This is a genomic window from Cryobacterium sp. TMT2-14 (assembly GCF_004402465.1).
GTDB classification, from domain to species: domain Bacteria; phylum Actinomycetota; class Actinomycetes; order Actinomycetales; family Microbacteriaceae; genus Cryobacterium; species Cryobacterium sandaracinum.
Window position 1 is genome coordinate 52,664 of sequence record NZ_SOFV01000011.1, and the last position, 20,220, is coordinate 72,883.

Annotated in this window: 19 protein-coding genes and 1 pseudogene; 14 read left to right on the forward strand and 6 right to left on the reverse strand. The window is 68.4% G+C overall.

Annotation, left to right across the window (positions count from 1 at the left end):
* Window positions 1–17 precede the first annotated feature (17 nt).
* Window positions 18–797 carry an SDR family oxidoreductase gene (locus tag E3O28_RS05255; RefSeq protein ID WP_134343265.1) on the forward strand — a complete coding sequence of 260 codons (780 nt, stop codon included), beginning with the start codon at window positions 18–20 and terminating at the stop codon, window positions 795–797.
* A 93-nt stretch (window positions 798–890) separates the two neighbouring features.
* Here E3O28_RS05255 and E3O28_RS05260 read toward each other — a convergent pair.
* From E3O28_RS05260 to E3O28_RS05275, 4 genes and pseudogenes are all read right to left on the reverse strand, one after another.
* Window positions 891–1,109, reverse strand: a pseudogene (locus E3O28_RS05260) (2,3-butanediol dehydrogenase); the annotation flags it as partial.
* A 138-nt stretch (window positions 1,110–1,247) separates the two neighbouring features.
* Window positions 1,248–2,891: a cation acetate symporter gene (locus tag E3O28_RS05265; protein ID WP_104170207.1), complete on the reverse strand. Its 1,644-nt coding sequence runs from the start codon at window positions 2,889–2,891 to the stop codon at window positions 1,248–1,250.
* A complete protein-coding gene (locus E3O28_RS05270; protein ID WP_104099874.1) occupies window positions 2,888–3,247 on the reverse strand; it encodes a DUF485 domain-containing protein in 360 nt (119 codons plus the stop codon). Before E3O28_RS05270 ends, E3O28_RS05265 begins: the two co-directional genes overlap by 4 nt.
* Before the next feature lie 78 nt (window positions 3,248–3,325).
* Complete coding sequence (locus tag E3O28_RS05275; protein ID WP_134343264.1) at window positions 3,326–5,260, reverse strand: AMP-binding protein; 1,935 nt, start codon at window positions 5,258–5,260, stop codon at window positions 3,326–3,328.
* Window positions 5,261–5,347: 87 nt separating this feature from the next.
* Between E3O28_RS05275 and E3O28_RS05280 the strand changes: the two genes are divergently transcribed.
* The 10 genes from E3O28_RS05280 to E3O28_RS05325 all read left to right on the forward strand — a co-directional run bounded on the left by E3O28_RS05280 (window position 5,348) and on the right by E3O28_RS05325 (window position 14,345).
* A complete protein-coding gene (locus E3O28_RS05280; protein WP_134415360.1) occupies window positions 5,348–6,064 on the forward strand; it encodes a GntR family transcriptional regulator in 717 nt (238 codons plus the stop codon).
* Between the two features lie 51 nt (window positions 6,065–6,115).
* On the forward strand, window positions 6,116–7,651 hold the full coding sequence (locus tag E3O28_RS05285) for an MmgE/PrpD family protein (RefSeq protein ID WP_134415361.1): 1,536 nt from the start codon (window positions 6,116–6,118) through the stop codon (window positions 7,649–7,651).
* Window positions 7,651–8,562, forward strand: a complete 912-nt coding sequence (gene prpB / locus E3O28_RS05290; RefSeq protein WP_134415362.1) for a methylisocitrate lyase — start codon at window positions 7,651–7,653, stop codon at window positions 8,560–8,562. Before E3O28_RS05285 ends, prpB begins: the two co-directional genes overlap by 1 nt.
* 46 nt (window positions 8,563–8,608) lie before the next feature.
* Window positions 8,609–9,739 (forward strand): bifunctional 2-methylcitrate synthase/citrate synthase, encoded by a 1,131-nt coding sequence (locus E3O28_RS05295; protein ID WP_104099879.1) that lies wholly within the window; start codon window positions 8,609–8,611, stop codon window positions 9,737–9,739.
* 36 nt (window positions 9,740–9,775) lie between these two features.
* Window positions 9,776–10,393, forward strand: a complete 618-nt coding sequence (locus E3O28_RS05300) for a phosphoribosyltransferase (protein ID WP_104099892.1) — start codon at window positions 9,776–9,778, stop codon at window positions 10,391–10,393.
* The gene (locus E3O28_RS05305; protein ID WP_134373598.1) at window positions 10,390–11,109 is read left to right on the forward strand and encodes a Type 1 glutamine amidotransferase-like domain-containing protein; all 720 of its coding nucleotides are present in this window, start codon (window positions 10,390–10,392) and stop codon (window positions 11,107–11,109) included. The genes E3O28_RS05300 and E3O28_RS05305 overlap by 4 nt, the downstream gene beginning before the upstream one ends.
* Before the next feature lie 10 nt (window positions 11,110–11,119).
* The gene (locus tag E3O28_RS05310; protein WP_134343259.1) at window positions 11,120–11,806 is read left to right on the forward strand and encodes a uracil-DNA glycosylase; all 687 of its coding nucleotides are present in this window, start codon (window positions 11,120–11,122) and stop codon (window positions 11,804–11,806) included.
* 26 nt (window positions 11,807–11,832) lie between these two features.
* Complete coding sequence (locus E3O28_RS05315) at window positions 11,833–12,411, forward strand: GNAT family N-acetyltransferase (protein WP_174720224.1); 579 nt, start codon at window positions 11,833–11,835, stop codon at window positions 12,409–12,411.
* Window positions 12,412–12,455: 44 nt separating this feature from the next.
* Window positions 12,456–12,818: a hypothetical protein gene (locus tag E3O28_RS05320; protein ID WP_134343258.1), complete on the forward strand. Its 363-nt coding sequence runs from the start codon at window positions 12,456–12,458 to the stop codon at window positions 12,816–12,818.
* A 72-nt stretch (window positions 12,819–12,890) separates the two neighbouring features.
* Window positions 12,891–14,345 carry an amidase gene (locus E3O28_RS05325; RefSeq protein WP_104099884.1) on the forward strand — a complete coding sequence of 485 codons (1,455 nt, stop codon included), beginning with the start codon at window positions 12,891–12,893 and terminating at the stop codon, window positions 14,343–14,345.
* Between the two features lie 139 nt (window positions 14,346–14,484).
* Here the strand turns inward: E3O28_RS05325 and E3O28_RS05330 are convergent, their stop codons facing one another.
* Window positions 14,485–16,551: an MMPL family transporter gene (locus tag E3O28_RS05330; protein ID WP_166784749.1), complete on the reverse strand. Its 2,067-nt coding sequence runs from the start codon at window positions 16,549–16,551 to the stop codon at window positions 14,485–14,487.
* 61 nt (window positions 16,552–16,612) lie between these two features.
* Here E3O28_RS05330 and E3O28_RS05335 point away from each other — a divergent pair, with 61 nt between their 5' ends.
* The 3 genes from E3O28_RS05335 to E3O28_RS05345 all read left to right on the forward strand — a co-directional run bounded on the left by E3O28_RS05335 (window position 16,613) and on the right by E3O28_RS05345 (window position 19,223).
* Window positions 16,613–17,137 carry a MarR family transcriptional regulator gene (locus E3O28_RS05335; RefSeq protein WP_166784752.1) on the forward strand — a complete coding sequence of 175 codons (525 nt, stop codon included), beginning with the start codon at window positions 16,613–16,615 and terminating at the stop codon, window positions 17,135–17,137.
* A 92-nt stretch (window positions 17,138–17,229) separates the two neighbouring features.
* Window positions 17,230–17,730, forward strand: a complete 501-nt coding sequence (locus E3O28_RS05340) for a Fur family transcriptional regulator (RefSeq protein ID WP_104099152.1) — start codon at window positions 17,230–17,232, stop codon at window positions 17,728–17,730.
* Window positions 17,727–19,223 (forward strand): catalase, encoded by a 1,497-nt coding sequence (locus tag E3O28_RS05345; protein WP_134343255.1) that lies wholly within the window; start codon window positions 17,727–17,729, stop codon window positions 19,221–19,223. Before E3O28_RS05340 ends, E3O28_RS05345 begins: the two co-directional genes overlap by 4 nt.
* Before the next feature lie 155 nt (window positions 19,224–19,378).
* Here E3O28_RS05345 and E3O28_RS05350 read toward each other — a convergent pair whose 3' ends face one another.
* Entirely contained in the window at window positions 19,379–19,798 is a 420-nt protein-coding gene (locus tag E3O28_RS05350) for a DUF302 domain-containing protein (protein WP_134415364.1), read from the reverse strand.
* Window positions 19,799–20,220: the final 422 nt, after the last annotated feature.

Below are 20,220 nucleotides of genomic sequence, written 5' to 3' on the forward strand. Positions count from 1 at the left end.
CCGACCAGAATGGAACCATGGGTACAAAAAGAGTCGTTGTGACCGGTGCGAGTTCGGGGATCGGTGCCGCCACCGTGCGCCTGTTCCGCCAGCGGGGCTGGGATGTGGTGGGGGTGGCTCGCCGCGCCGACCGCCTCGCGACGCTGCAGGCGGAGACCGGGGCGCAGGTCTTCACGGCCGACCTCACCCGGCAGGCCGACGTGGACGCGCTGCGCGACTATCTCGCGGCGTCCGGGCCGGTGCACGCGCTGGTCAACAACGCGGGCGGCGCAGTGGGGCTGGACACCGTCGAGGAATCGAAGATCGAGGACTGGGCCTGGATGTTCGAGATCAACGTGCTCGCGGTCAAGCGGGTCACGAGCGCCGTGCTGCCCTTGCTGCGGGCCGGGATCCGGGCGGAGGGCGGCGCCGCCGACATCGTCACGGTCACGTCCATTGCGGGTCATGTCGCCTACCTCGGAGGTGGAGGGTATAACGCGGCGAAGTTCGCCGCGCACGCCCTGATGGAAGTCTTGCGCCTGGAATTGAATGGCGAGCCGATCCGGGTGATCGAGGTTGCCCCCGGGATGGTGCAGACCGAGGAATTCGGGCTGGTGCGCTTCAACGGTGATGCGGAGAAGGCTGCCGCGGCCTACGCCGGGGTGCCGAATCCGCTCACCGCCGAAGATATTGCCGAGACGATCGTGTCGAGCGTCGAACGCCCGGCCCACGTCAATCTGGACCTGATCGTGATCAAGCCGGTTGCGCAGGCGGCCCCCACGCGAGTCGCGCGGGGGCCGCTGGCACCCAAAGACTGACGCACTCAAGCGTTCTGCCTAGGGGTGGACCAGGATCTTCACAGCGGTGTCGTTGTGGTTGATCAGGGTGTCGAAGCCCTCGCTGGTGAGGTCGAACTCGTGGCCCATGGTGACCGGGAGGGATTCATGCGAAAGCGGATGCGGGTGGCCGGGCGCCGAGATGAAGATCGGGCCGTCGAGATACTCGTGAAGGTCGGTGCCGCTGATGGCGCACCAGGCGACTGCGATCTTCACTGTGCCGCTGCGGGTCTCCGGCTCTTCGATGCTTTCAATGCGGACGTTTTTCTGGCCGTGGAAACGTGCAGCTTTCATTGAGAATCTTCTCCAGTCATGCGTCAAAGGCTCGGCGCAGGCGGATGGTCTGGCCCTCCGGCCCGCGGAACGACACTACTCCCCCCGGCTGGGGTGCAGCCGAGGGGAGTAGTGGTCATGCGGGTCGTACGGTTTCGATCAGTGCTCGGAGGCCTTCTCGGCGCCGAAGCCGGTCATGGACCGCACGGACATTTCCGCGGCCAGCAGCGGGTCTTCCTTGCGAGTGCTGGTGACCGAGCCGAGCCAGCCCAGGAAGAACCCGATTGGGATGGAGATGATGCCGGGGTTGCTCAGAGGGAACCAGGCGAAGTCGACGTCTGCACCGAACATCGACGTCTCCGTGCCGGAGAAGACCGGCGAGAAGATGATCAGACCGACGGTGACCGCAAGGCCGCCGTACATGCTCCACACGGCGCCGCGGGTGGTGAAGCCGCGCCAGAAGAGCGAGTACAGGATGGTCGGCAGGTTGGCGCTCGCCGCGACGGCGAAGGCCAGGGCCACCAGGAAGGCGATGTTCTGCCCCTGCACGCCGATGCCGCCGGCGATCGAGAGGATGCCGATGATGACGACGGTACGACGTGCGACCTTGACCTCGGCGTCGGGGTCACCCTTGCCCTTCTTGATCACGCTCATGTAGATGTCGTGAGCGAAGGAGGTCGCGGCGGTGATCGTGATCCCGGCCACCACGGCCAGGATCGTGGCGAACGCAATGGCCGAGATGAAGCCGAGCAGCAGCGGTCCGCCGAGCGCGAGGGAGAGCAGCGGCGCGGCCGAGTTCACTCCGCCGGGAGCGGCGAGGATGACATCTGCTCCGACGAGCGCGGCGGCACCGAAGCCGAGCACCAGCGTGAACAGATAGAACGCACCGATCAGCCAGATCGCCCAGACGACCGAGCGACGGGCTTCCTTGGCGCTGGGCACCGTGTAGAAGCGCATCAACACGTGCGGCAGGCCCGCGGTGCCGAGCACCAGGGCGATGGCGAGCGAGACGAAGTCGAGCGGGTTCTCGCCGTATTTCAGGCCGGGCACCAGGATGGCGTCGGCCGGCACACTCGTCGAGGCGGCGATGGCCGAGTCGAGAAGCGCCGAGAAGTTGAAGCCGTTGATGGCCAGCACCCAGACGGTCATCGCGAATGCGCCGATGATGAGCAGGAACGCCTTGATGATCTGCACCCAGGTGGTGCCCTTCATGCCACCGATGAGCACGTACATGATCATCAGGCCGCCGACCACGGTGACCACGACGGACTGCCCGACCTTGTCGTTGATGCCGAGGAGCAGCGACACGAGGCCGCCGGCTCCGGCCATCTGGGCGAGGAGGTAGAAGAAGCAGACGGCAAGGGTGGTCGTCGCCGCGGCCACGCGCACGGGACCCTGACGCAGGCGGAAGGAGAGCACATCCGCCATGGTGTACTTGCCGGTGTTGCGCATGAGCTCGGCCACCAGCAGCAGGGCGACGAGCCAGGCCACGAGGAAGCCGATCGAGTACAGGAAGCCGTCGTAACCGCTGACCGCGATCGCCCCGACGATGCCGAGGAACGACGCCGCGGAGAGGTAGTCGCCGGCGATGGCGAACCCGTTCTGCGGGCCGGTGAAGGACCGGCCGCCGGTGTAGTAGTCGGCCGCGGTCTTGTTGTTGCGCCCGGCGCGAATGACGACGATCAGGGTGACCGCCACGAAAGCGAGGAAGATCGAGATGTTCAGCACGGGGTTGTTTTCCGCGGGTTCGACGGCTTGGGCCAGGCGGCCCGGCAGGGACTGCAGAATGCTGGTTGCGATCATTTCTTGTCCATCTCCTCAAGCTCGGCACGCAGCTCGGCCCCGAGGGGGTCGAGACGGCGGTTCGAGTACGACACGTACCACATGGTGATGGCGAAGGTGGTGACGAACTGGCCGAGGCCGAGCACCAGTCCGAGGTTGAACTTGCCGAAGACCGGGATTGCCATCACGTCGGGCAGGTAGGCCGCGACGAGCACGAAGGCGAAGTACCAGATGAAGAAGAAGGCGGCCAGCGGCAGCACGAACCCGCGGCGCTGCTTCTTCAGCTGGATGAACTTCGGCGTCTTCTCATACGCGATGTAGTCGATGGTGGACGGTTTTACTCCGTCCGGGAGTTTGTCTTTCAGTGATTCCGCCATGCGGGCTCCTTTGCTCCGGTGAAGGGATGTGACTGTGTGGGATGGTGCTGGGGTGATCTGTGGGGGTCGACTGGTGCTTCAGGCGTTCGGGCCGACTCCATGCACGGCCTGCTTGAGGGCGTCGAGAACCGTGGGATCCTCGATCGTCGGCGGTACGGTGTAGGCCTCGCCATCGACGATCTGCCGGATGGTCTTGCGGAGGATCTTCCCCGACCGGGTCTTCGGCAGCCTGTCCAGGATGGTCACGTCTCGGAACGCGGCCACCGGCCCGACATGCTCCCGCACCAGCGCGATGAGCTCTGCGCCGAGAGTGTCGTGGTCGATCGTGGCCCCGGACTTGAGCGTGACGAAGCCGGCCGCGCGCTGCCCCTTGAGCGGGTCGCGCACGCCGAGCACCGCGCACTCGGCGACCGCGGGGTGCAGGGTGAGCACCTCCTCGAGCGAGCCGGTGGACAGTCGGTGCCCGGCAACGTTGATCACGTCGTCGGTGCGGCCCATCACATAGAGGTAGCCGTCCTCGTCGAAGTGGCCGGAATCTCCGGTGGCGTAGAAGCCGGGGAAAGCCGACAGGTAGGAGCTTTCGAAGCGGTCTTCGCTGCCCCAGATCCCGAGCAGGGCGCCGGGCGGCAGCGGGAGGCGGATGGCGATGTTGCCGTCCTTGCCGGCCTTCGTGACCGGCTTGCCCTGGGAATCAAGGATGGCGATGTCGTAGCCGGGCACCGGGAACGTGGCCGAGCCCGGTTTCGTCGGGATGTCGGCGATGCCCCGCGGGTTCGCGCAGATCGCCCAGCCGGTCTCGGTCTGCCACCAGTGATCGACCACCGGGCAGTGCAGCCCGTCATTGGCCCAGTGGTATGTCTCCGGGTCGAGGCGTTCGCCGGCCAGGAACAGCCCGTGCAGGCTCTGGATGTCGTGCCCCGCCAGTTCGACCAGGTCAGGGTCGACGCGGCGGATGGCACGGATGGCCGTGGGCGCCGTGAACAGGACTGACACCTGGTAGTCCTCCACCACGCGCCAGAACGCCCCGGCATCCGGGGTGCCGACCGGTTTGCCCTCATAGATGACCGTGGTGGCGCCGACCAGCAGCGGGGCATAGACGATGTAGGAGTGGCCGACCACCCAGCCGACGTCAGAGGCCGCCCAGAAGACGTCGCCGGGCTTGACGTTGTAGATGTTGGCCATCGACCAGGCCAGCGCCACGGCGTGGCCGCCGTTGTCGCGGACGATCCCCTTCGGATTGCCGGTCGTTCCGGAGGTGTACAGGATGTAGAGCGGGTCGTCGGAGCGAAGGCTGATCGGCGCGGCCGGAGAGGCCTCGTTCTCCTCGTGGGCCCAGTCCAGCCAGGCCACGTCGCTGGTGCCGGCGTAGTCGGCGGCGCAGCCGGGGACCATCTCCCGGTCGCGCACGATGACGGTGTGCACCGAGCCCTTGCTGCGAGCGAGGGCGCGTTCGACCAGAGGCAGGTATTCGACCGCCCGGCCCGGTTCGAGGCCGCCGGAGGCGGTCACGATCACGGTCGGTCGCGCATCGTCGATCCGCACGGCGAGCTCGCTGGCTGCGAAGCCGCCGAAGACGACGGAGTGGATGGCGCCGATGCGGGCACACGCCAGCATGGCGACGATGGCTTCCGGGATCATCGGCAGGTAGACGATCACCCGGTCGCCCTGGCCGACGCCGCTGGCGCGGAGCACCCCGGCGAAGCGCTCGACGCGTCCCAGAAGTTCACGGTAGCTCAGGCGCACCCGGGTGCCGGACATCGCCGAGTCGTAGATGACGGCCGTCTGTTCGCCGCGGCCGGCAAGCACGTGGCGGTCGAGCGCGTTGTAGCTGGTGTTGAGTTCGCCGTCCGGGAACCAGCGCCAGGCGCCGGGGAAGCGTTCCTCCAGCGCCACCGTCGGCGGAACGGTCCAGTCGATTGCCCGGGCTGCCTGCAGCCAGAACGCCGAACGCGTGCCGTCATCGATGCTTCTCTGCCACAGGTCGTGATACCCCGCCGAAGCTTTCCCTGACATTCGAACCTCTCCGTTGAAGTTCCTATGTATACATAGAATTCGTGAAGTCTGGCACATAACCCGCAATAAGGGAATAACATGTGATTTGTGTATACAGAAACCCCAACGACGGGGACCACGGCTCCGGTTCGCGCAAGTGAACGCGCCTACCGGCAGCTGCGCGGCGAGATTCTCGACGGCCTCCTGGCGCCCGGCACGGGGCTGCTCGAGGTGGAGCAAGCCGCCCGGATCGGGGTGTCGCGCACCCCTCTGCGCGCGGCGATCGCCCGGCTGATCGCCGACGGTCTGGTGGCCGGCCGCACCGGCCGTGGGTTCATGGTCACCGAGATGAGCGTGGACAGAATCGGGGAACTCTACGAGGTGCGACGGGCGTTGGAGGAACACGCCGCCCGGATCGCCGCCGAGCGCCGCGACCCGGCGGTCTTCGAGGATCTCCGCACGCAGTTCCTTGCGGCCCCGGAGCTGCTCCGGCACGGCAAGGCGGGACTACGGCGCTACTACGAGCTGATCGACGAGTTCGACCTGGCCCTCGACGTGGCCGTGGCGAACCCCTTCCTCGTGGGTGCGCTCGCCGGGGTGCGCACGCACCTCGCCCGCATCCGTCGCCTGGCCCGGGACAACCCGGACCGGCTCCGAAGCGCCGCCGCCGAGCACCTGCTCATCGTGGACGCCGTTCTGGCGGGCGATTCGTCGCTGGCCGCCCACGCCACGCACGTGCACCTCCACCAGAGCCTCACCAGCGTTCTCGCGACCCTCCGGGGATCGTCGGCCGTTCCGGCCGACCCATCGCCTCCACCGCGCTGACCGCACTATTCGAACCAATCGAACCAATCGAACCAATCGAAGGGATCCACCGTGCAGCTCCACCACGTTCGTGTTCACCGCAGCGACGAGAACCTTGCCCGAACCGACCAGCTGGCCTGGAAGATCGCCGAGGTCGCTTCCGACCCGGTCGGAGTGGGCGACGAGGTGACCGAGATGATCGTCAACCGGGTGATCGACAACGCCGCCGTCGCCGCGGCGTCGCTGACCCGGCGCCCGGTGGTGTCGGCCCGCTCGCAGGCGCTGGCGCACCCGCGTTCGTTCAACGGCGTCGGGGCGACCGTGTTCGGTGAGCAGCGCTCCCGCCGGGTGTCACCTGAGTGGGCGGCCTGGGCCAACGGGGTCGCTGTGCGTGAGCTCGACTACCACGACACGTTCCTCGCCGCCGAGTACTCACACCCCGGCGACAACATCCCGCCGGTCGTCGCGGTCGCCCAGCACCTCGCCACCGCCCGCGGATTGACCGGTCGCGACCTCGTGCGCGGCATCGCCACGGGCTACGAGATCCAGATCGACCTGGTCAAGGGCATCAGCCTGCACGCGCACAAGATCGACCACGTGGCCCACCTCGGCCCGTCGGCGGCCGCCGGCATCGGCACCCTGCTCGGGCTCGACCCCGAGACCATCTTTCAGGCGGTGGGGCAGGCGCTGCACACCACGACGGCCACCCGGCAGTCCAGGAAGGGCGAGATCTCCAGCTGGAAGGCACACGCCCCGGCCTTCGCCGGCAAGATGGCGGTGGAGGCGGTCGACCGCGCGATGCGCGGCGAAACCAGCCCCACCCCGATCTACGAGGGTGAAGACGGCGTGATCGCCTGGCTGCTCGACGGGCCGGATGCCGCCTACGAGGTGTCGCTGCCGTCGAATGGTGAAGCCAAGCGCGCCATCCTGGACAGCTACACGAAGGAACACTCGGCGGAGTATCAGGCGCAGGCGTGGATCGACCTGGCCCGGAAGCTGCACCGGGAGCACCCGGCCCTGTCCGATCCGGCCAACGTCGTATCCGTCGTCATCCACACCAGCCACCACACCCACTACGTGATCGGCTCGGGCGCGAACGACCCGCAGAAGTACGACCCCACGGCCAGCCGGGAGACCCTCGACCACTCCATCCCGTACATCTTCACGGTCGCCCTGCAAGACGGCAGCTGGCACCACGTGGATTCCTACCGGCCCGAACGCGCCGGCCGGGCCGACACGATCGCCCTCTGGAACAAGGTGACCACCACGGAAGACAGCGAGTGGACCCGCCGGTACCATTCGCTCGACCCGGCCGAGAAGGCCTTCGGCGGTCGAGTCGAGATCGAGCTCACCGACGGCAGCCGGGTCGTTGACGAGATCGCCGTCGCCGACGCCCATCCGCTCGGCGCGAAGCCGTTCGGGCGGGCCGAATACGTGCACAAGTTCCGCACCCTCGCGGCCGACGTGGTCGAGGAGGGCGAGATCGTGCGCTTCCTCGCCGCGGCCGAACGCCTGCCGCGGCTTGGCGCCGGGGAGCTCGGCCAGCTCACCATCGTGGCCCGTAACGGGTTGCTCGCCTCACTTCCCACCCCGAACGGAATCTTCTGATGTTGTACTCGAAAGTCAGCCCGGCCGCCAAGCGGGCCGCGTTCCGCGAGGACCTGGCGAGCGGCCGGCTGCTGCGCTTCCCCGGTGCGTTCAACCCGCTCTCGGCCCGACTGATCGCGGCCAAGGGCTTCGAAGGGGTGTACATCTCCGGCGCGGTGCTCTCGGCCGACCTGGGTCTGCCCGACATCGGCCTGACCACTCTCACCGAGGTGGCCGGACGGAGCCAGCAGATCGCCCGGATGAGCGACCTGCCCACGATCGTGGACGCCGACACCGGCTTCGGCGAGCCGATGAACGTGGCACGCACGATCCAGACGCTCGAGGATGCCGGCCTGGCCGGCATGCACATCGAGGACCAGGTCAATCCGAAACGCTGCGGTCACCTCGACGGCAAGCAGGTCGTCGACGACGACACGGCGGCCAAGCGCATCCGGGCGGCCGTCGACGCCCGGCGCGACCCGAACTTCCTGATCATGGCGCGCACGGACATCCGTGCCGTCGACGGCCTGGCTGCCGCGGTCGACCGGGCGAAGAAGCTCGTCGACGCCGGGGCCGACGCGATCTTTCCGGAGGCGATGGCATCCCTGGCCGAGTTCGCGGCCATCCGCGCCACCGTGGACGTGCCGGTGCTGGCGAACATGACCGAGTTCGGCAAGGGCGAGCTCTACACGACCCAGCAGCTGGCGGATGTCGGCATGAACATCGTCATCTTCCCGGTGTCCCTGCTGCGCCTCGCGATGGGGGCGGCCGAACGCGGCCTCGACACCATCGAGGCGCAGGGCTCACTGACCGGCTTGCTGCCGGAGATGCAGCACCGGGCGAGGCTCTACGAGCTGCTCGACTACGAGTCGTACAGCCACTTCGATTCCGGCGTCTTCAACTTCACCCTCAACCCGGATGTTGCCTCGTAGCAGCCCGGCCCCGCACGCAGATCCAGTCACAACGCAAGGGAGCGACATGAGTCAGAACGAACCGACCATTTACAAGGGCCTCGCCGGCGTCGTGGTCGACCATACGCAGGTGTCCAAGGTCAACCCCGAATCGAACTCGCTGCTGTACCGGGGCTACCCGGTGCAGGAACTCGCGGCACAGAAGAGCTTCGAGGAGGTGGCCTACCTGCTCTGGCACGGCGAGTTGCCGACCGACGTCGAGCTGGGCGAATTCGAGGAGCAGGAACGCTCCCTCCGGCACCTGACTCCTGCCGTGAAGCGCGTCATCGACGAGCTGCCGATGACGGCGCACCCGATGGACGTCGTGCGCACGGCGGTCAGCCTGATCGGCGCGAACGACCCCGATGCGGCCGACGCGTCGCCGGCGGCCAACCGTGCCAAGGGCCTGCGGCTCTGGGCCCAGATGCCGGCGATCGTGGCCTACGACCAGCGCCGCCGCCACGGCCTCGAGCTGATCGAACCGCGCAGCGACCTCGGCTACTCGGCCAACTTCCTGTTCATGACGTTCGGCGAGGTGCCCGAACTCGTGGTCGTGAACGCGTTCGATGTGTCCATGATCATGTATGCGGAGCACTCCTTCAACGCGTCGACGTTCACCGCCCGCGTGATCACCTCGACCCTGTCCGACCTGCACTCCGCGGTCACCGGAGCGATCGGGGCTCTCAAGGGCGCGCTGCACGGCGGGGCGAACGAGGCCGTGATGCACATTTTCGACGAAATCGGGCTCGGCCTGGGCGCCGGGAAGCGCGCCGAGGCGTGGCTGAATGAGACCCTCGCCGCAAAGCGGAAGGTGATGGGCTTCGGCCACCGGGTGTACAAGCACGGGGACTCGCGGGTGCCGACCATGCGCACCGCGCTGGTCACCCTGGTCGAGCATTATGACCGGCCGGACCTGCTGGAGCTCTACGAATCCCTCGAGGCGGGGATGACGACGCGCACCGGCATCCTGCCCAACCTGGACTACCCGTCGGGACCGGCGTACAACCTGATGGGATTCGACACCCTCACTTTCACGCCGATCTTCGTCGCGGCGCGACTGACCGGGTGGACCGCGCACATCATCGAGCAGACCGCATCGAATGCCCTGATCCGGCCGCTCTCGCTCTATAACGGCCACGAGGAGCGGCACCTGGCCTGAGCTCATCGTGACCGCGCCGTGACCTACCATTGGGAAATGGGATTCGACGCGGACGACGCTGCACGTGATGTGACCGGAATTGAGCGGGAAGTGCTGGGCTGGGACGTGTTCGCGGACGCGTCCCGCCAGCTGTCGAAGGCGGTGCTGTCGAGCGGCTTCCAGCCGGATGTCGTGATCGCCATCGCCCGCGGCGGGCTGCTGCTCGCCGGCGCCATGTCGTATGCGCTGGGCACCAAGAACTGCGGCAGCATCAACGTGCAGTTCTACACCGGCGTCGACGAGCGCCTCCCCGTGCCGGTCCTGTCGGGACCGATGCTCGACGCGCCGTCGCTGACCGGCCTGCGGGTGCTGCTCGTCGACGACGTCTCCGACTCCGGGCACACCCTCGCGATGGTCGTCGCGCTGCTGCGGGAAACCGCCTGCGAGGTGCGCACCGCCACCCTGTACACGAAGCCTCGCACCGTGCTGGTGCCCGATTTCACCTGGTGTGAAACGGACCGCTGGATTGTGTTCCCCTGGTCCTCGCTGCCTCCCGTAGCGGAGAGCCTCACCGGTGCGAGCCTGCCGGGCGGCGCACAGCTCGATGACGACCTGCCTGTCGCGAGCCTGCTCGCCGCCAGCCTGCCCCTCGTGGCCCGGGGCGCCCTGCTGTGAGCGTGCACCTGGTCGGCGGCGGTTGGAACCCCCGGACAGACGCGGCCGTCTTCGGACCCTTCCTGGCCGAGGCCACGGCGCGCGGAGTCGTGGCAGGCCGCGCGGAGCCTGGCATCGCGATCCTCGTCGTGCGTGCCGAAGACGCCGCCGACCACGCCGCGAACCTGGTCGCCGCCGTTTCCGCGGCCGGCGAGTTCGAGCCGAAGGTCACCGTCGTCGCCCCGGGCGACGTCTTCGCCCTGACCGCTGTGTCCGAGGCCGACGGAATCCTGGTCGGCGGCGGAGTCACCCCCGCCTACCTGGTCGCCGTGGCCCCGATATTCGGTGAGATCCGTCGTCAGGTGGCCGCCGGCATCCCCTATCTCGGATTCTCTGCCGGCGCGATGATCGCGGCCGAGCGTGCCCTGATCGGCGGCTGGCGCATGGGCGGCGTCGAGGTCAGCGGCGAACACGCCGCCGAGGGGCTCGACGAGATCACCGTTGAACCCGGCATCGGGTTGCTCGACGTCACCGTGGAGGTGCACGCCGCCCAGTGGGGCACGCTGTCCCGGTTGGTCGCGGCCACCGAGGCCGGCCTGATCGACGGCGGCCTGGCCGTCGACGAGAACACCGCGCTGGTCGTCGGCGAGGGCGCGCTCAGCGTCGTCGGAGCCGGCAGTGTCTGGCGGGTCAGCGAGGCCGACGGCGGGGTGCTCGTGAGCACCTTCGGGGCCTGAGCCGAGCATCATGCCCGTCACCCTCGCGGCGCTGACCGAGAGCCGGGCCATCGATCTTGGCTGGGCCCAGGCGCTGGCGCCGGTGGGGCCGGAGATCGACCGGATGGCGGAGCTCCTGCGCGCCGAGACTCTGGCCGGCCGTATCTGGCTACCGGCCCCGGAGAACGTCTTCCGCGCCTTCGCCGAGCCATTCGATGCCGTGCGGGTGCTCATCGTCGGCCAGGACCCGTACCCGACCCGGGGACATCCGATCGGGCTCGCCTTCGCGACCGAGGCACACGTGCGGCCGCTGCCGCGCAGCCTGGCGAACATCTGCCGGGAGCTGCACGACGACGTGGGCGTCACCGCCGCCACCGGAGACCTCTCGCCGTGGTCGCGGCGGGGGGTGCTGCTGCTCAACCGCGTACTCACCGTGCAGGCCGGCCTGGCCGGGTCGCACCGGCGCCGCGGCTGGGAAAGCGTGACCGAGCAGGCCATCCGCGCCCTTGTCGCCCGGGACCGGCCGCTCGTGGCGATCCTGTGGGGGAAGGATGCCGGCACGCTGCGGCCGCTCCTCGGGGACACGCCGGTGATCGAGTCCGCGCACCCGAGCCCGCTGTCGGCCAGGCGCGGATTTTTCGGTTCAAAGCCGTTCAGCCGGGCCAACGAGTACCTCGGCCGCACCGGGGCGGCCCCGGTGGACTGGTCCCTCGGGTAATCTGGAGCTCTCTGGAGGAGTTAGCTGTGCTTGAAGAGGAATACCAGCCGCGTCGGCAATTGCCCCGGCACCTTCGACCGACGCCCGCGGAAGAGGCGCCGTTCGGATTCACCATGCGTGAGGCCCAAATCACCGATCTGCCGTATATCCGGGAGGTCTACAACTACTACGTCGCCAACAGCACGGTCACCTTCGACGTCGACCCGATGACCCTCGCCGAGTGGCGCAGCAAGTTCTACTATCTGGGCAAGCTCGGGATGCCGTTCATCGTGGCCGTCTCCCCGGCCGGCCAGCTGCTCGGCTACGCCCTGGTCAGCCCGTGGAAGCAGAAACGCGCCTACCGGTTCACGGTCGAGAACTCGATCTACCTCGGAGCGGCCTCCACCGGCAAGGGACTGGGCCGGATGCTGCTCGGCGAACTCATCGAGCGCTCCCAGGCGGCCGGGCTCAAGGAGATCATCTCGGTCGTCGCCGACCAGGGCGCCGACGCGTCGATCAAGCTGCACCTCGACTTCGGATTCGCGGAGATCGGCCGGATGGGCAAGGTCGGCTTCAAGTTCGACCGCTGGCTCGGCACCGTGCTCCTGCAGAAGAGCCTCAAATAGGCTCAGCGGAGAGGTTGCGGCCGGCGGACGCCTAAAATCGAGGGATGACCGATGCCCTGCCCACCCTGCCCGAGCGTCACACTGTGTTGCGCTCGTTCGCAGGACACCTCGAGGCCGGCCCCGACGCCGTGTTCAACCGGCTCGTGACGGCGATGGCCTCGGGGGCGGCCGGCGGGGGCAACGTGCACACCGACCGGGACCGACGCCGACTCGTGCTGCGGCGCGGCTGGTGGTACCGCGGCGAGTACCAGGTGCTGCCCGAGGAGGAGGCCGGGTCGCTCGTGCAGTACGAGATCATCAACGTCGCGCAGCTGCTGCCGTGGGCCGGGTCGTGGGCGGCGGCATCCGTTCTCCGCGCCGCGCCGCGGGCGTTCCAGGCGTTGCTGACCGGGCTGTCCCACTCTTGAGCGTCGCGCCGCTGAGCGTCTCGCCGCTCCGTCGCGCCGATGCCCGGCATCCCGGCTGGCTAGGCTCGGGGGATGGCCGCTCCGCATGAACTGACCGCTCTCGAACAATGGCAGGCGCTGCAGCGCGGTGAGATCAGCCCCACCGAGCTGACCGAGCACTACCTGGGCCGGATCGAGGCTCAGGACTCTGGCCTCGGCGCGTTCGTGAGCGTGACAGCGGATGCCGCGCGGAAGCGGGCCCGCTTCGTCGAGCAGCTGATGCCGCGCAGCATGCCGCTCTGGGGTCTGCCCTTCGCCGACAAGGACCTGCAGAGCCGCGCCGGCGTGCCGGCCCGGTTCGGATCGCGGCTGATGCAGGATTACGTGCCGGCCGAGTCCGACGATCTCGTGCTCGCCCTGGACGCGGCCGGCGGCGTGAGCCTCGGCAAGACCAGCACGCCCGAGTTCGGGCTGCCGTCGTACACCGAGACGCTGGCCGGGCCGCCCGCGCGCAACCCGTGGGACCGCTCCCGGGGCGCGGGCGGCTCCAGCGGCGGGGCGGCGGTGGCCGTCGCCGCCCGGCTGCTTCCCTTCGCTCCGGGCTCCGACGGCGGCGGCTCGGTGCGGATCCCCGCGGCAGCCTGCGGTCTCGTCGGCCTGAAACCGTCGCGTGGCCGGGTGCCCTCGTCGTCCGGGATCAACACGCTCGGCGGTCTCAGCGTGGCCGGACCGCTGGCACGGACGGTGGCGGATGCCGCCCTGCTGCTGGACGCCATGATCGCGCCGCGAGGCGGGCATCCGCAGCACCTGTACTCGCTCCGGCCCCCCGGCGACGATGCACCTCTGCTGGCCGCCGCCGTGCGCGGCGAGGGCCGGTTCCAGCTCGGCGTGATGACAACCTCCGCCTGGGATGACGCCTACCCGATCGAGATCGCTCCCGAGGCGCTGGCCGCCCTGATGGTGGCCGTCGACGGGTTCGCGAGTATGGGCCATGGCCTGGAGGAGACGGCGCTCGAGCCCGACGACAGCTATGTGCCGGCGTTCCGCGCGATCTGGCAGGCCGGCGCTGCGAGCATCCCCGCCGACACCCCGGAGCAGGAGAAGCTGCTCGAGCCGCTCACCCGCTGGCTGATGAACCGCGGCCGGGAGCTGTCCGCTCGGGATCTGGCTCAGGCGCTCACGGCCCTGTCGGCTTACGAGCGGTCGTTCATCCGCCAGTTGTCCCGGTTCGACGCGGTGCTGACCCCGGCGCTCGCGCTCACGCCGCGCCCGCTGGGCTGGTACGACGCGGTCGACGGGGAGCGCAACTTCGCCCAGCAGGTGCAGTACACCCCGTTCACGTCCATGGTCAACGTGAGCGGACTGCCCGCGATCGTGCTGCCCGTTGCCGAAACCGGGGCTGGACTGCCGATGGGAGTGCAGCTGATCGGCCGGCCGGGCGGGGAGGCCACGCTACTGGCGCTCGGTGCGCAGCTCGAACGGAGGCTGCAGTGGCAGCACCGCACGCCGCCCGAGGCCGGCGGCCCCGGACTCCCGTGCGCCCGCTGAGCGATTCCGAGCGCGCGGTCAAACCAATTCGACGGAGATTTTGGGTCAAGCACCGGTTTTTGAGCCTGAACACGCGGTCTAGAGCAAAATCTCCGTCGAATTCGTTCGGGGTTCGACACGGATCCTCGCCCGCGGTGCGCTAGACCAGCGGGGCCTTTGCGGCCGGACGGGAGGGCCACCAGAACCTGTCGCCGGTGAGGAACACCAGCGCCGGCACCACGAGGGTGCGCACCACGAGCGTGTCGAGCAGCACGCCGATGCAGACGATGACGCCGATCTGGGTGAGAGCCACGACTGGCAGCACGCCCAGCACGGCGAAGACCGCCGCGATCAGGATGCCGGCGCTCGTGATGACCGCGCCCGTCGACGACAGGGCGCGCACCATGCCCTCCTTCGTGCCGAACCGGATGCTCTCTTCCCGGGCTCGGGTGGTGAGGAAGATGTTGTAGTCCACCCCGAGGGCCACCAGGAAGAGGAACGCGAACAGCACCACGTTGGTGTTGAAGGCGGGGAAGCCCATCAGGTTCTGGAAGATCCAGTTGGAGGCACCGAGGCTGGCGAAGTACGTCGCCAGCACGCTGAGGATCAGCAGAACGGGTGCCACCAGGGAGCGCAGGAGCAGGGCGAGGATGACGAACACGATCGCCAGGATCATCGGGATGATCAGGGCCTGGTCGGCCTGGGCGCTCGTCTTGTTGTCGAACGCCGTGGCGTCGCTGCCGCCGACCAGTGCCTCGGACACGTCGCCCGAGGTGTCGGCATAGGTGCCGCGCAGTGTGTCGATGACGGAGAAGGTTTCGTCGCTGCCCGGCTCGCTGGACAGGGAGAGGTTCAGCCGGGTCAGGCCGTTCGCGCTCTCGCCGGGCAGCACGGACTCGACGCCGGGCGTGTCGGTGGCAAGCGTCGTGGCCTCGGCGGCCGCGGCATCCGGTACCAGCACGATGGTCTGGCTGGTCAAGCCGGCCGAGAAGGATTCCTTCACGATGGCCTGCGCCTGCACCGATTCGGGCTTGCCGAGGAGCTGGTCGGCCTGCGACAGCCCCACGGAGGCGCCGATCAGGCCCAGGCTGAGGGCGCCGATCGCGGCGACGGATGCCGCGGTGACCACGATCGGACGGCGCTGCACGCCCCGACCGAGGCGGGTCCAGAAGCCGGGACGCAGCTCGGCACCGGCGCCCGGCACGAAGCGGGGGATGAACGGCCAGAACAGGCCGCGGCCGCAGACCACAAGGGCAGCCGGCAGCACGACCAGCGCGAAGATGATGGCGATGACGACACCGATAGCGCAGGCGAAACCGAGCGCGCGGTTGCCGGACAACTCGGCGAACAGCAGGGTGAGCAGGCTGAGCGCGACCGTGCCGCCACTGGCGGCGATGGCCGGGCCGGCACCGCGCACCGCGGCCAGCATGGCGTCGTTGCGGTTCTCGGTGCGGAGTAACTCCTCGCGATAGCGGGCCACGAGCAGCAGGGCGTAATTGGTGCCAGCGCCGAAGACCAGCACGGACTGGATGCCGGCGACGGAGGGGTCGAGGGTGATGCCGAACGGCTCGGCCAGGGCGACGACGACGACCCCGGACAGGCCGTCCGCGATGCCGACGACGACGAGCGGAACGATCCAGAGCACGGGACTGCGGTAGGTGACGATCAGAAGCACGGCGACGACGATCACGGTGACGAGCAGCAGCCGGAAGTCGGCACCGGCGAAGGCGTTGGTGATGTCGGACTGAAAGCCGACGGCGCCGGTGACAAAGGCGTTCAGACCGCTCGGCAGTGCGTCGGACGCGGCGTCACGGATGCCGGTGGCCGCCCCGCCGATGTCGGCGTTGGCCTCGTCCGCGTCCAGCGGAACGATGCTGATCGCGGCCTGCCCGTCATCGCTGAACCGCGGCATGGTCGCCTGCGGCACGATCGACTGCTCGGCGAGGGCGGTGCCGCGTTCGGCGATGGCTGCGATGTCGGCCCGGGTCAGGTCGGCACCCTCCCGGGTCCAGACCACGATCGCGGAGGTCTGCTCGGCGGAGGGGAACTCGGCGAGGAGAGCGTCGACCTGTGCGGCCTGGCTGGATGTGGGCAGCCCGGAGGTGGGGAACTCCTCGGAATCGTCGGAGGGGAGGAGGGAGAAGAGCAGACCGACGGCGACAATCGTCGCGATCAGTACGATCCAGGCCGTGCGTCGACCGGTGATGATCCGCTGAATCGCGAGCAAAATTCCTCCAAGAAGCCTGATTGCTAGGCGTCCTAGCAATTTTCGTAATAGTATGGCTCCTATGGAAGAGCGTCGCAAGTTCGCTCCCGGCTCCGCGGCCGGGGTAGTCGGCGCGCCGGGGGGCGGCGAAAGTCGGGATCCCAGTCTTCCGGTTTCGGACCGGATCGGCTTCCAGCTGCACGACATCGTGCACCTGTCCCGCGCCTTCGAGCGCCAGGTCGGGCAGGCGCTCGAGGTGAACGCCACCGACCTGTCCGCGATGGAGCACCTGATCCGGGAGGGGTCGCTGACCCCGGGCGAGCTGTCCCGCCGCCTGGACATCTCCACGGCGGCAACCACTCTCGTGGTCGACCGGCTTGTGGCCCTCGGTCACGCCCAGCGCCATCCGCACTCGTCGGATCGGCGCAAGGTGGTCGTGGTGCCGGCTCAGGAGTCGGTTTTGCGGGCGTTCCAGCAACTGCTTCCGGTGATCGGGGGAGTGGCGGCGCTCACCCAGGATCTCTCTGATGAGGAACGAGAGGTCATCGAGGCCTTCCTGGCCCGGGTCGTCGACGTTTACCAATCGGCACTCGGCTCGCCGTCCTGAGCCGGTGATCCGCGCCCAGCAGCCCGCGTGCGCCACGCCCGGTGGTCGCCAATTGTTTTGAGTAATTCAAAACAACTGTTAGCGTGGGGCGCATGACGGAAACAGGGCGGGTGCGGGCGGTTGAGGCGTCCGGCTTGCTCGCCGACAGCATCCGTGCGTCTGGGCTCAAGGTCACTGGGCCCCGCTTGGCGGTGCTGCGTGTTCTCGACCAGGCCCCGCACTCGACCGCGGAGCGGCTCTACGCCACGGTTCGAGCCGAGCTGCCGGGCACCTCACTGCAGGCGGTATATGGTGTGCTCGCGGCCTTCACCGGCGCGGGGATCGCCCGCAAGATCGAGCCGGCCGGCTCCCCGGCTCTCTTCGAACGCCGGGTCGGCGACAACCACCACCACATCGTCTGCACCCGGTGCAGCGCGGTGCACGACGTCGACTGCGCCGTGGGTGAGTCCCCCTGCCTAACGCCCTCGAACACCTCCGGATTTACCGTGCAAACCGCCGAGGTCACCTATTGGGGCCTCTGCCCCGATTGCCAGACCTCCACACTCACCGCACTTTCCACACCTGCACCGCTGTCGAACGAAGGAGCACAATGACAATCAAGTCCACCACCACGCAGACGGGAACGCCCGTCGCCAGCGACGAGCACTCCCTGACCGTTGGAACCGAGGGAGCCACTGCCCTGCACGACGTCTACCTGGTCGAGAAGCTCGCCCAGTTCAACCGCGAGCGCATCCCGGAGCGCATCGTGCACGCCAAGGGCGGCGGAGCGCACGGCGTCTTCGAGGTGACCGGAGACGTCTCCGCGTACACCCGCGCCGCCGTCTTCGCGCCCGGAACGACCACCGAGACGCTGCAGCGCTTCTCCAGCGTTGCCGGTGAGCAGGGCAGCCCCGACACCTGGCGCGACGTGCGCGGCTTCTCGGTTAAGTTCTACACCTCCGAGGGCAACTACGACATCGTCGGCAACAACACACCGGTGTTCTTCATCCGCGACGGCATCAAGTTCCCCGACTTCATCCACTCGCAGAAGCGCCTGCCGGGCTCCGGCCTGCGCGACGCGACCATGCAGTGGGACTTCTGGACCCTCTCCCCGGAGTCCGCGCACCAGGTGACCTACCTGATGGGCGACCGCGGCCTGCCGCGCTCCTGGCGCGAGATGCCCGGCTTCGGCTCGCACACCTACCAGTGGATCAACGCCGCCGGTGAGCGCTTCTGGGTCAAGTACCACTTCACCTCCAACCAGGGCAACATCGAGATGGAGGGCTCGGAGGCTGAGCTCATCGCGGGGGCCGACGCCGACTACTACCGTCGCGACCTCTTCGACGCCATCGATGCCGGAAACTTCCCGTCTTGGGACGTCTCGGTGCAGATCATGCCGTACGACGACGCCAAGGCCTACCGGTTCAACCCGTTCGACATCACCAAGGTGTGGCCGCACGCAGACTACCCGCTGGTCAAGGTCGGCACGCACACCCTGAACCGCAACCCGGAGAACTTCTTCGCTGAGATCGAGCAGGCCGCGTTCTCCCCGGCAAACTTTGTGCCCGGCATCGCGGCGAGCCCTGACAAGATGCTGATGGCGCGCATCTTCTCCTACCCGGACGCCCAGCGATACCGAGTCGGCACGAACTTCAACCAGCTGCCGGTGAACGCCGCGAAGGCTCCCGTGAACAACTACTCGCAGGATGGCGCCGCTCGCTATCACTTCAACGCGACGGATGTCCCGAACTACGCTCCGAACTCGCTGGGCGGCCCGGTGGCCGACCCGCAGGCGGCAACCGACGGAAGCTGGGAGAACGACGGCGAACTCGTGCGCGCCGCCGCGCAGCTGCGCAGCGAGGACAGCGACTTCGGCCAGGCCGGGACGCTGTACCGCGAGGTCTACGACGATGCCGCCAAGGCGCGCTTCCTCGACACCATCACCGGTGCCATCAGCGGGGTGGAACGTCCCGAAGTGACCGAGCGAGCTATCGCGTACTGGACCAGCGTCGACGCCGACCTCGGCGTGAAGCTGCGCGCGAACCTCGCGACCTGGGCCGAGGCCGACCTGCTGGCCGAGGCCGCAGCCGGGTACGCCGCCCCGTAGCAGCAGCGCTGCACCCGCAGAATCCGTTCACGACAACGCCCGGCCTTTTCGAGGTCGGGCGTTGTCGTGTCGATGCGCTCGCGAGCTGAGTCAGCGGCAAGCGGAGCGCGGAGCGCGGCGCCCGGTGGACCTGCGCATCCAGCGCTATGCGTTGGCTACTGCGTTGCGCCGGCGAGCACGGCGGCGAGGGCTGCGCGCAGCCGGGCATCCGCTTCGATGGAGACCTGCTCGATCTCCGGTTTCGTGCTGAGCTGCGCCATGATGGCCGGGTCGAGGGCTTCCACGGTGGTTTCACCGGCCCTCGCGTGGCGGCGCACGACCACGTTGCAGGGGAGCAGGGCGCCGATGCCCGGGTCGGCGGTCACGGCCCGCTGGGCCAGGGCGGGATTGCAGGCACCGAGAATCAGGTAGTCGCCGACGGCGTCGGCGGCCTCCTGGCCGAGCTTGGCGGCGAAGGTGGACTGTATGTCGATTTCGGTCAGTATGCCGAATCCCTGGTCGGCCAGTGCTTCCCGGGCCATCCGGACCGCTTCGTCGAACGAGACATTGACCGTGACGGTGTGTGCGTAGCTCATGCTGTTCCTCCACTTGGGTGACATTCACTCGGTTCATTCACTCGGTGACATTCACTGGGGACCGCGACGCCCCCAGACCATCATGCGCGCCACCGGCCCGATCTGCCACCGTGAACGGGTGGATTCTCGTTAGGTCAGGCATTTCACACGTGGGACATGCTTACCTCGACGGATGCCTCCGGCGCCAGCCGCCCCCGCGCGAGCTGCCGGCCATTCGCGGTCGAGGTTGCTCACGTGCTCTGGCTATCGTCCCCATTCACCCGGTCCACTTTCACCGGCCCCGAGCTGCACCGGTTCGGCCACAAGGGAGCTCAGGGTGGGCGCCCGAATCTACAGGTGCCGCGGCACGTCCGGCTCGTCGTGTGGCCAACTCAGGAGATCCGTCCGGGCCCTCCGGACATTCGTGCTGATCCTGCACTGCT

What these genes read in the sequence shown, in the direction of transcription:
- prpB (WP_134415362.1), top strand. Translation starts at nt 7,651, where the DNA reads ATGTTGTACTCGAAAGTCAGCCCGGCCGCCAAGCGGGCCGCGTTCCGC.
- E3O28_RS05345 (WP_134343255.1), top strand. Translation starts at nt 17,727, where the DNA reads ATGACAATCAAGTCCACCACCACGCAGACGGGAACGCCCGTCGCCAGC.
- E3O28_RS05335 (WP_166784752.1), top strand. Translation starts at nt 16,613, where the DNA reads ATGGAAGAGCGTCGCAAGTTCGCTCCCGGCTCCGCGGCCGGGGTAGTC.
- E3O28_RS05275 (WP_134343264.1), bottom strand. Translation starts at nt 5,260, where the DNA reads ATGTCAGGGAAAGCTTCGGCGGGGTATCACGACCTGTGGCAGAGAAGC.
- E3O28_RS05300 (WP_104099892.1), top strand. Translation starts at nt 9,776, where the DNA reads ATGGGATTCGACGCGGACGACGCTGCACGTGATGTGACCGGAATTGAG.
- E3O28_RS05340 (WP_104099152.1), top strand. Translation starts at nt 17,230, where the DNA reads ATGACGGAAACAGGGCGGGTGCGGGCGGTTGAGGCGTCCGGCTTGCTC.
- E3O28_RS05325 (WP_104099884.1), top strand. Translation starts at nt 12,891, where the DNA reads ATGGCCGCTCCGCATGAACTGACCGCTCTCGAACAATGGCAGGCGCTG.
- E3O28_RS05270 (WP_104099874.1), bottom strand. Translation starts at nt 3,247, where the DNA reads ATGGCGGAATCACTGAAAGACAAACTCCCGGACGGAGTAAAACCGTCC.
- E3O28_RS05295 (WP_104099879.1), top strand. Translation starts at nt 8,609, where the DNA reads ATGAGTCAGAACGAACCGACCATTTACAAGGGCCTCGCCGGCGTCGTG.
- E3O28_RS05350 (WP_134415364.1), bottom strand. Translation starts at nt 19,798, where the DNA reads ATGAGCTACGCACACACCGTCACGGTCAATGTCTCGTTCGACGAAGCG.
- E3O28_RS05310 (WP_134343259.1), top strand. Translation starts at nt 11,120, where the DNA reads ATGCCCGTCACCCTCGCGGCGCTGACCGAGAGCCGGGCCATCGATCTT.
- E3O28_RS05320 (WP_134343258.1), top strand. Translation starts at nt 12,456, where the DNA reads ATGACCGATGCCCTGCCCACCCTGCCCGAGCGTCACACTGTGTTGCGC.
- E3O28_RS05255 (WP_134343265.1), top strand. Translation starts at nt 18, where the DNA reads ATGGGTACAAAAAGAGTCGTTGTGACCGGTGCGAGTTCGGGGATCGGT.
- E3O28_RS05265 (WP_104170207.1), bottom strand. Translation starts at nt 2,891, where the DNA reads ATGATCGCAACCAGCATTCTGCAGTCCCTGCCGGGCCGCCTGGCCCAA.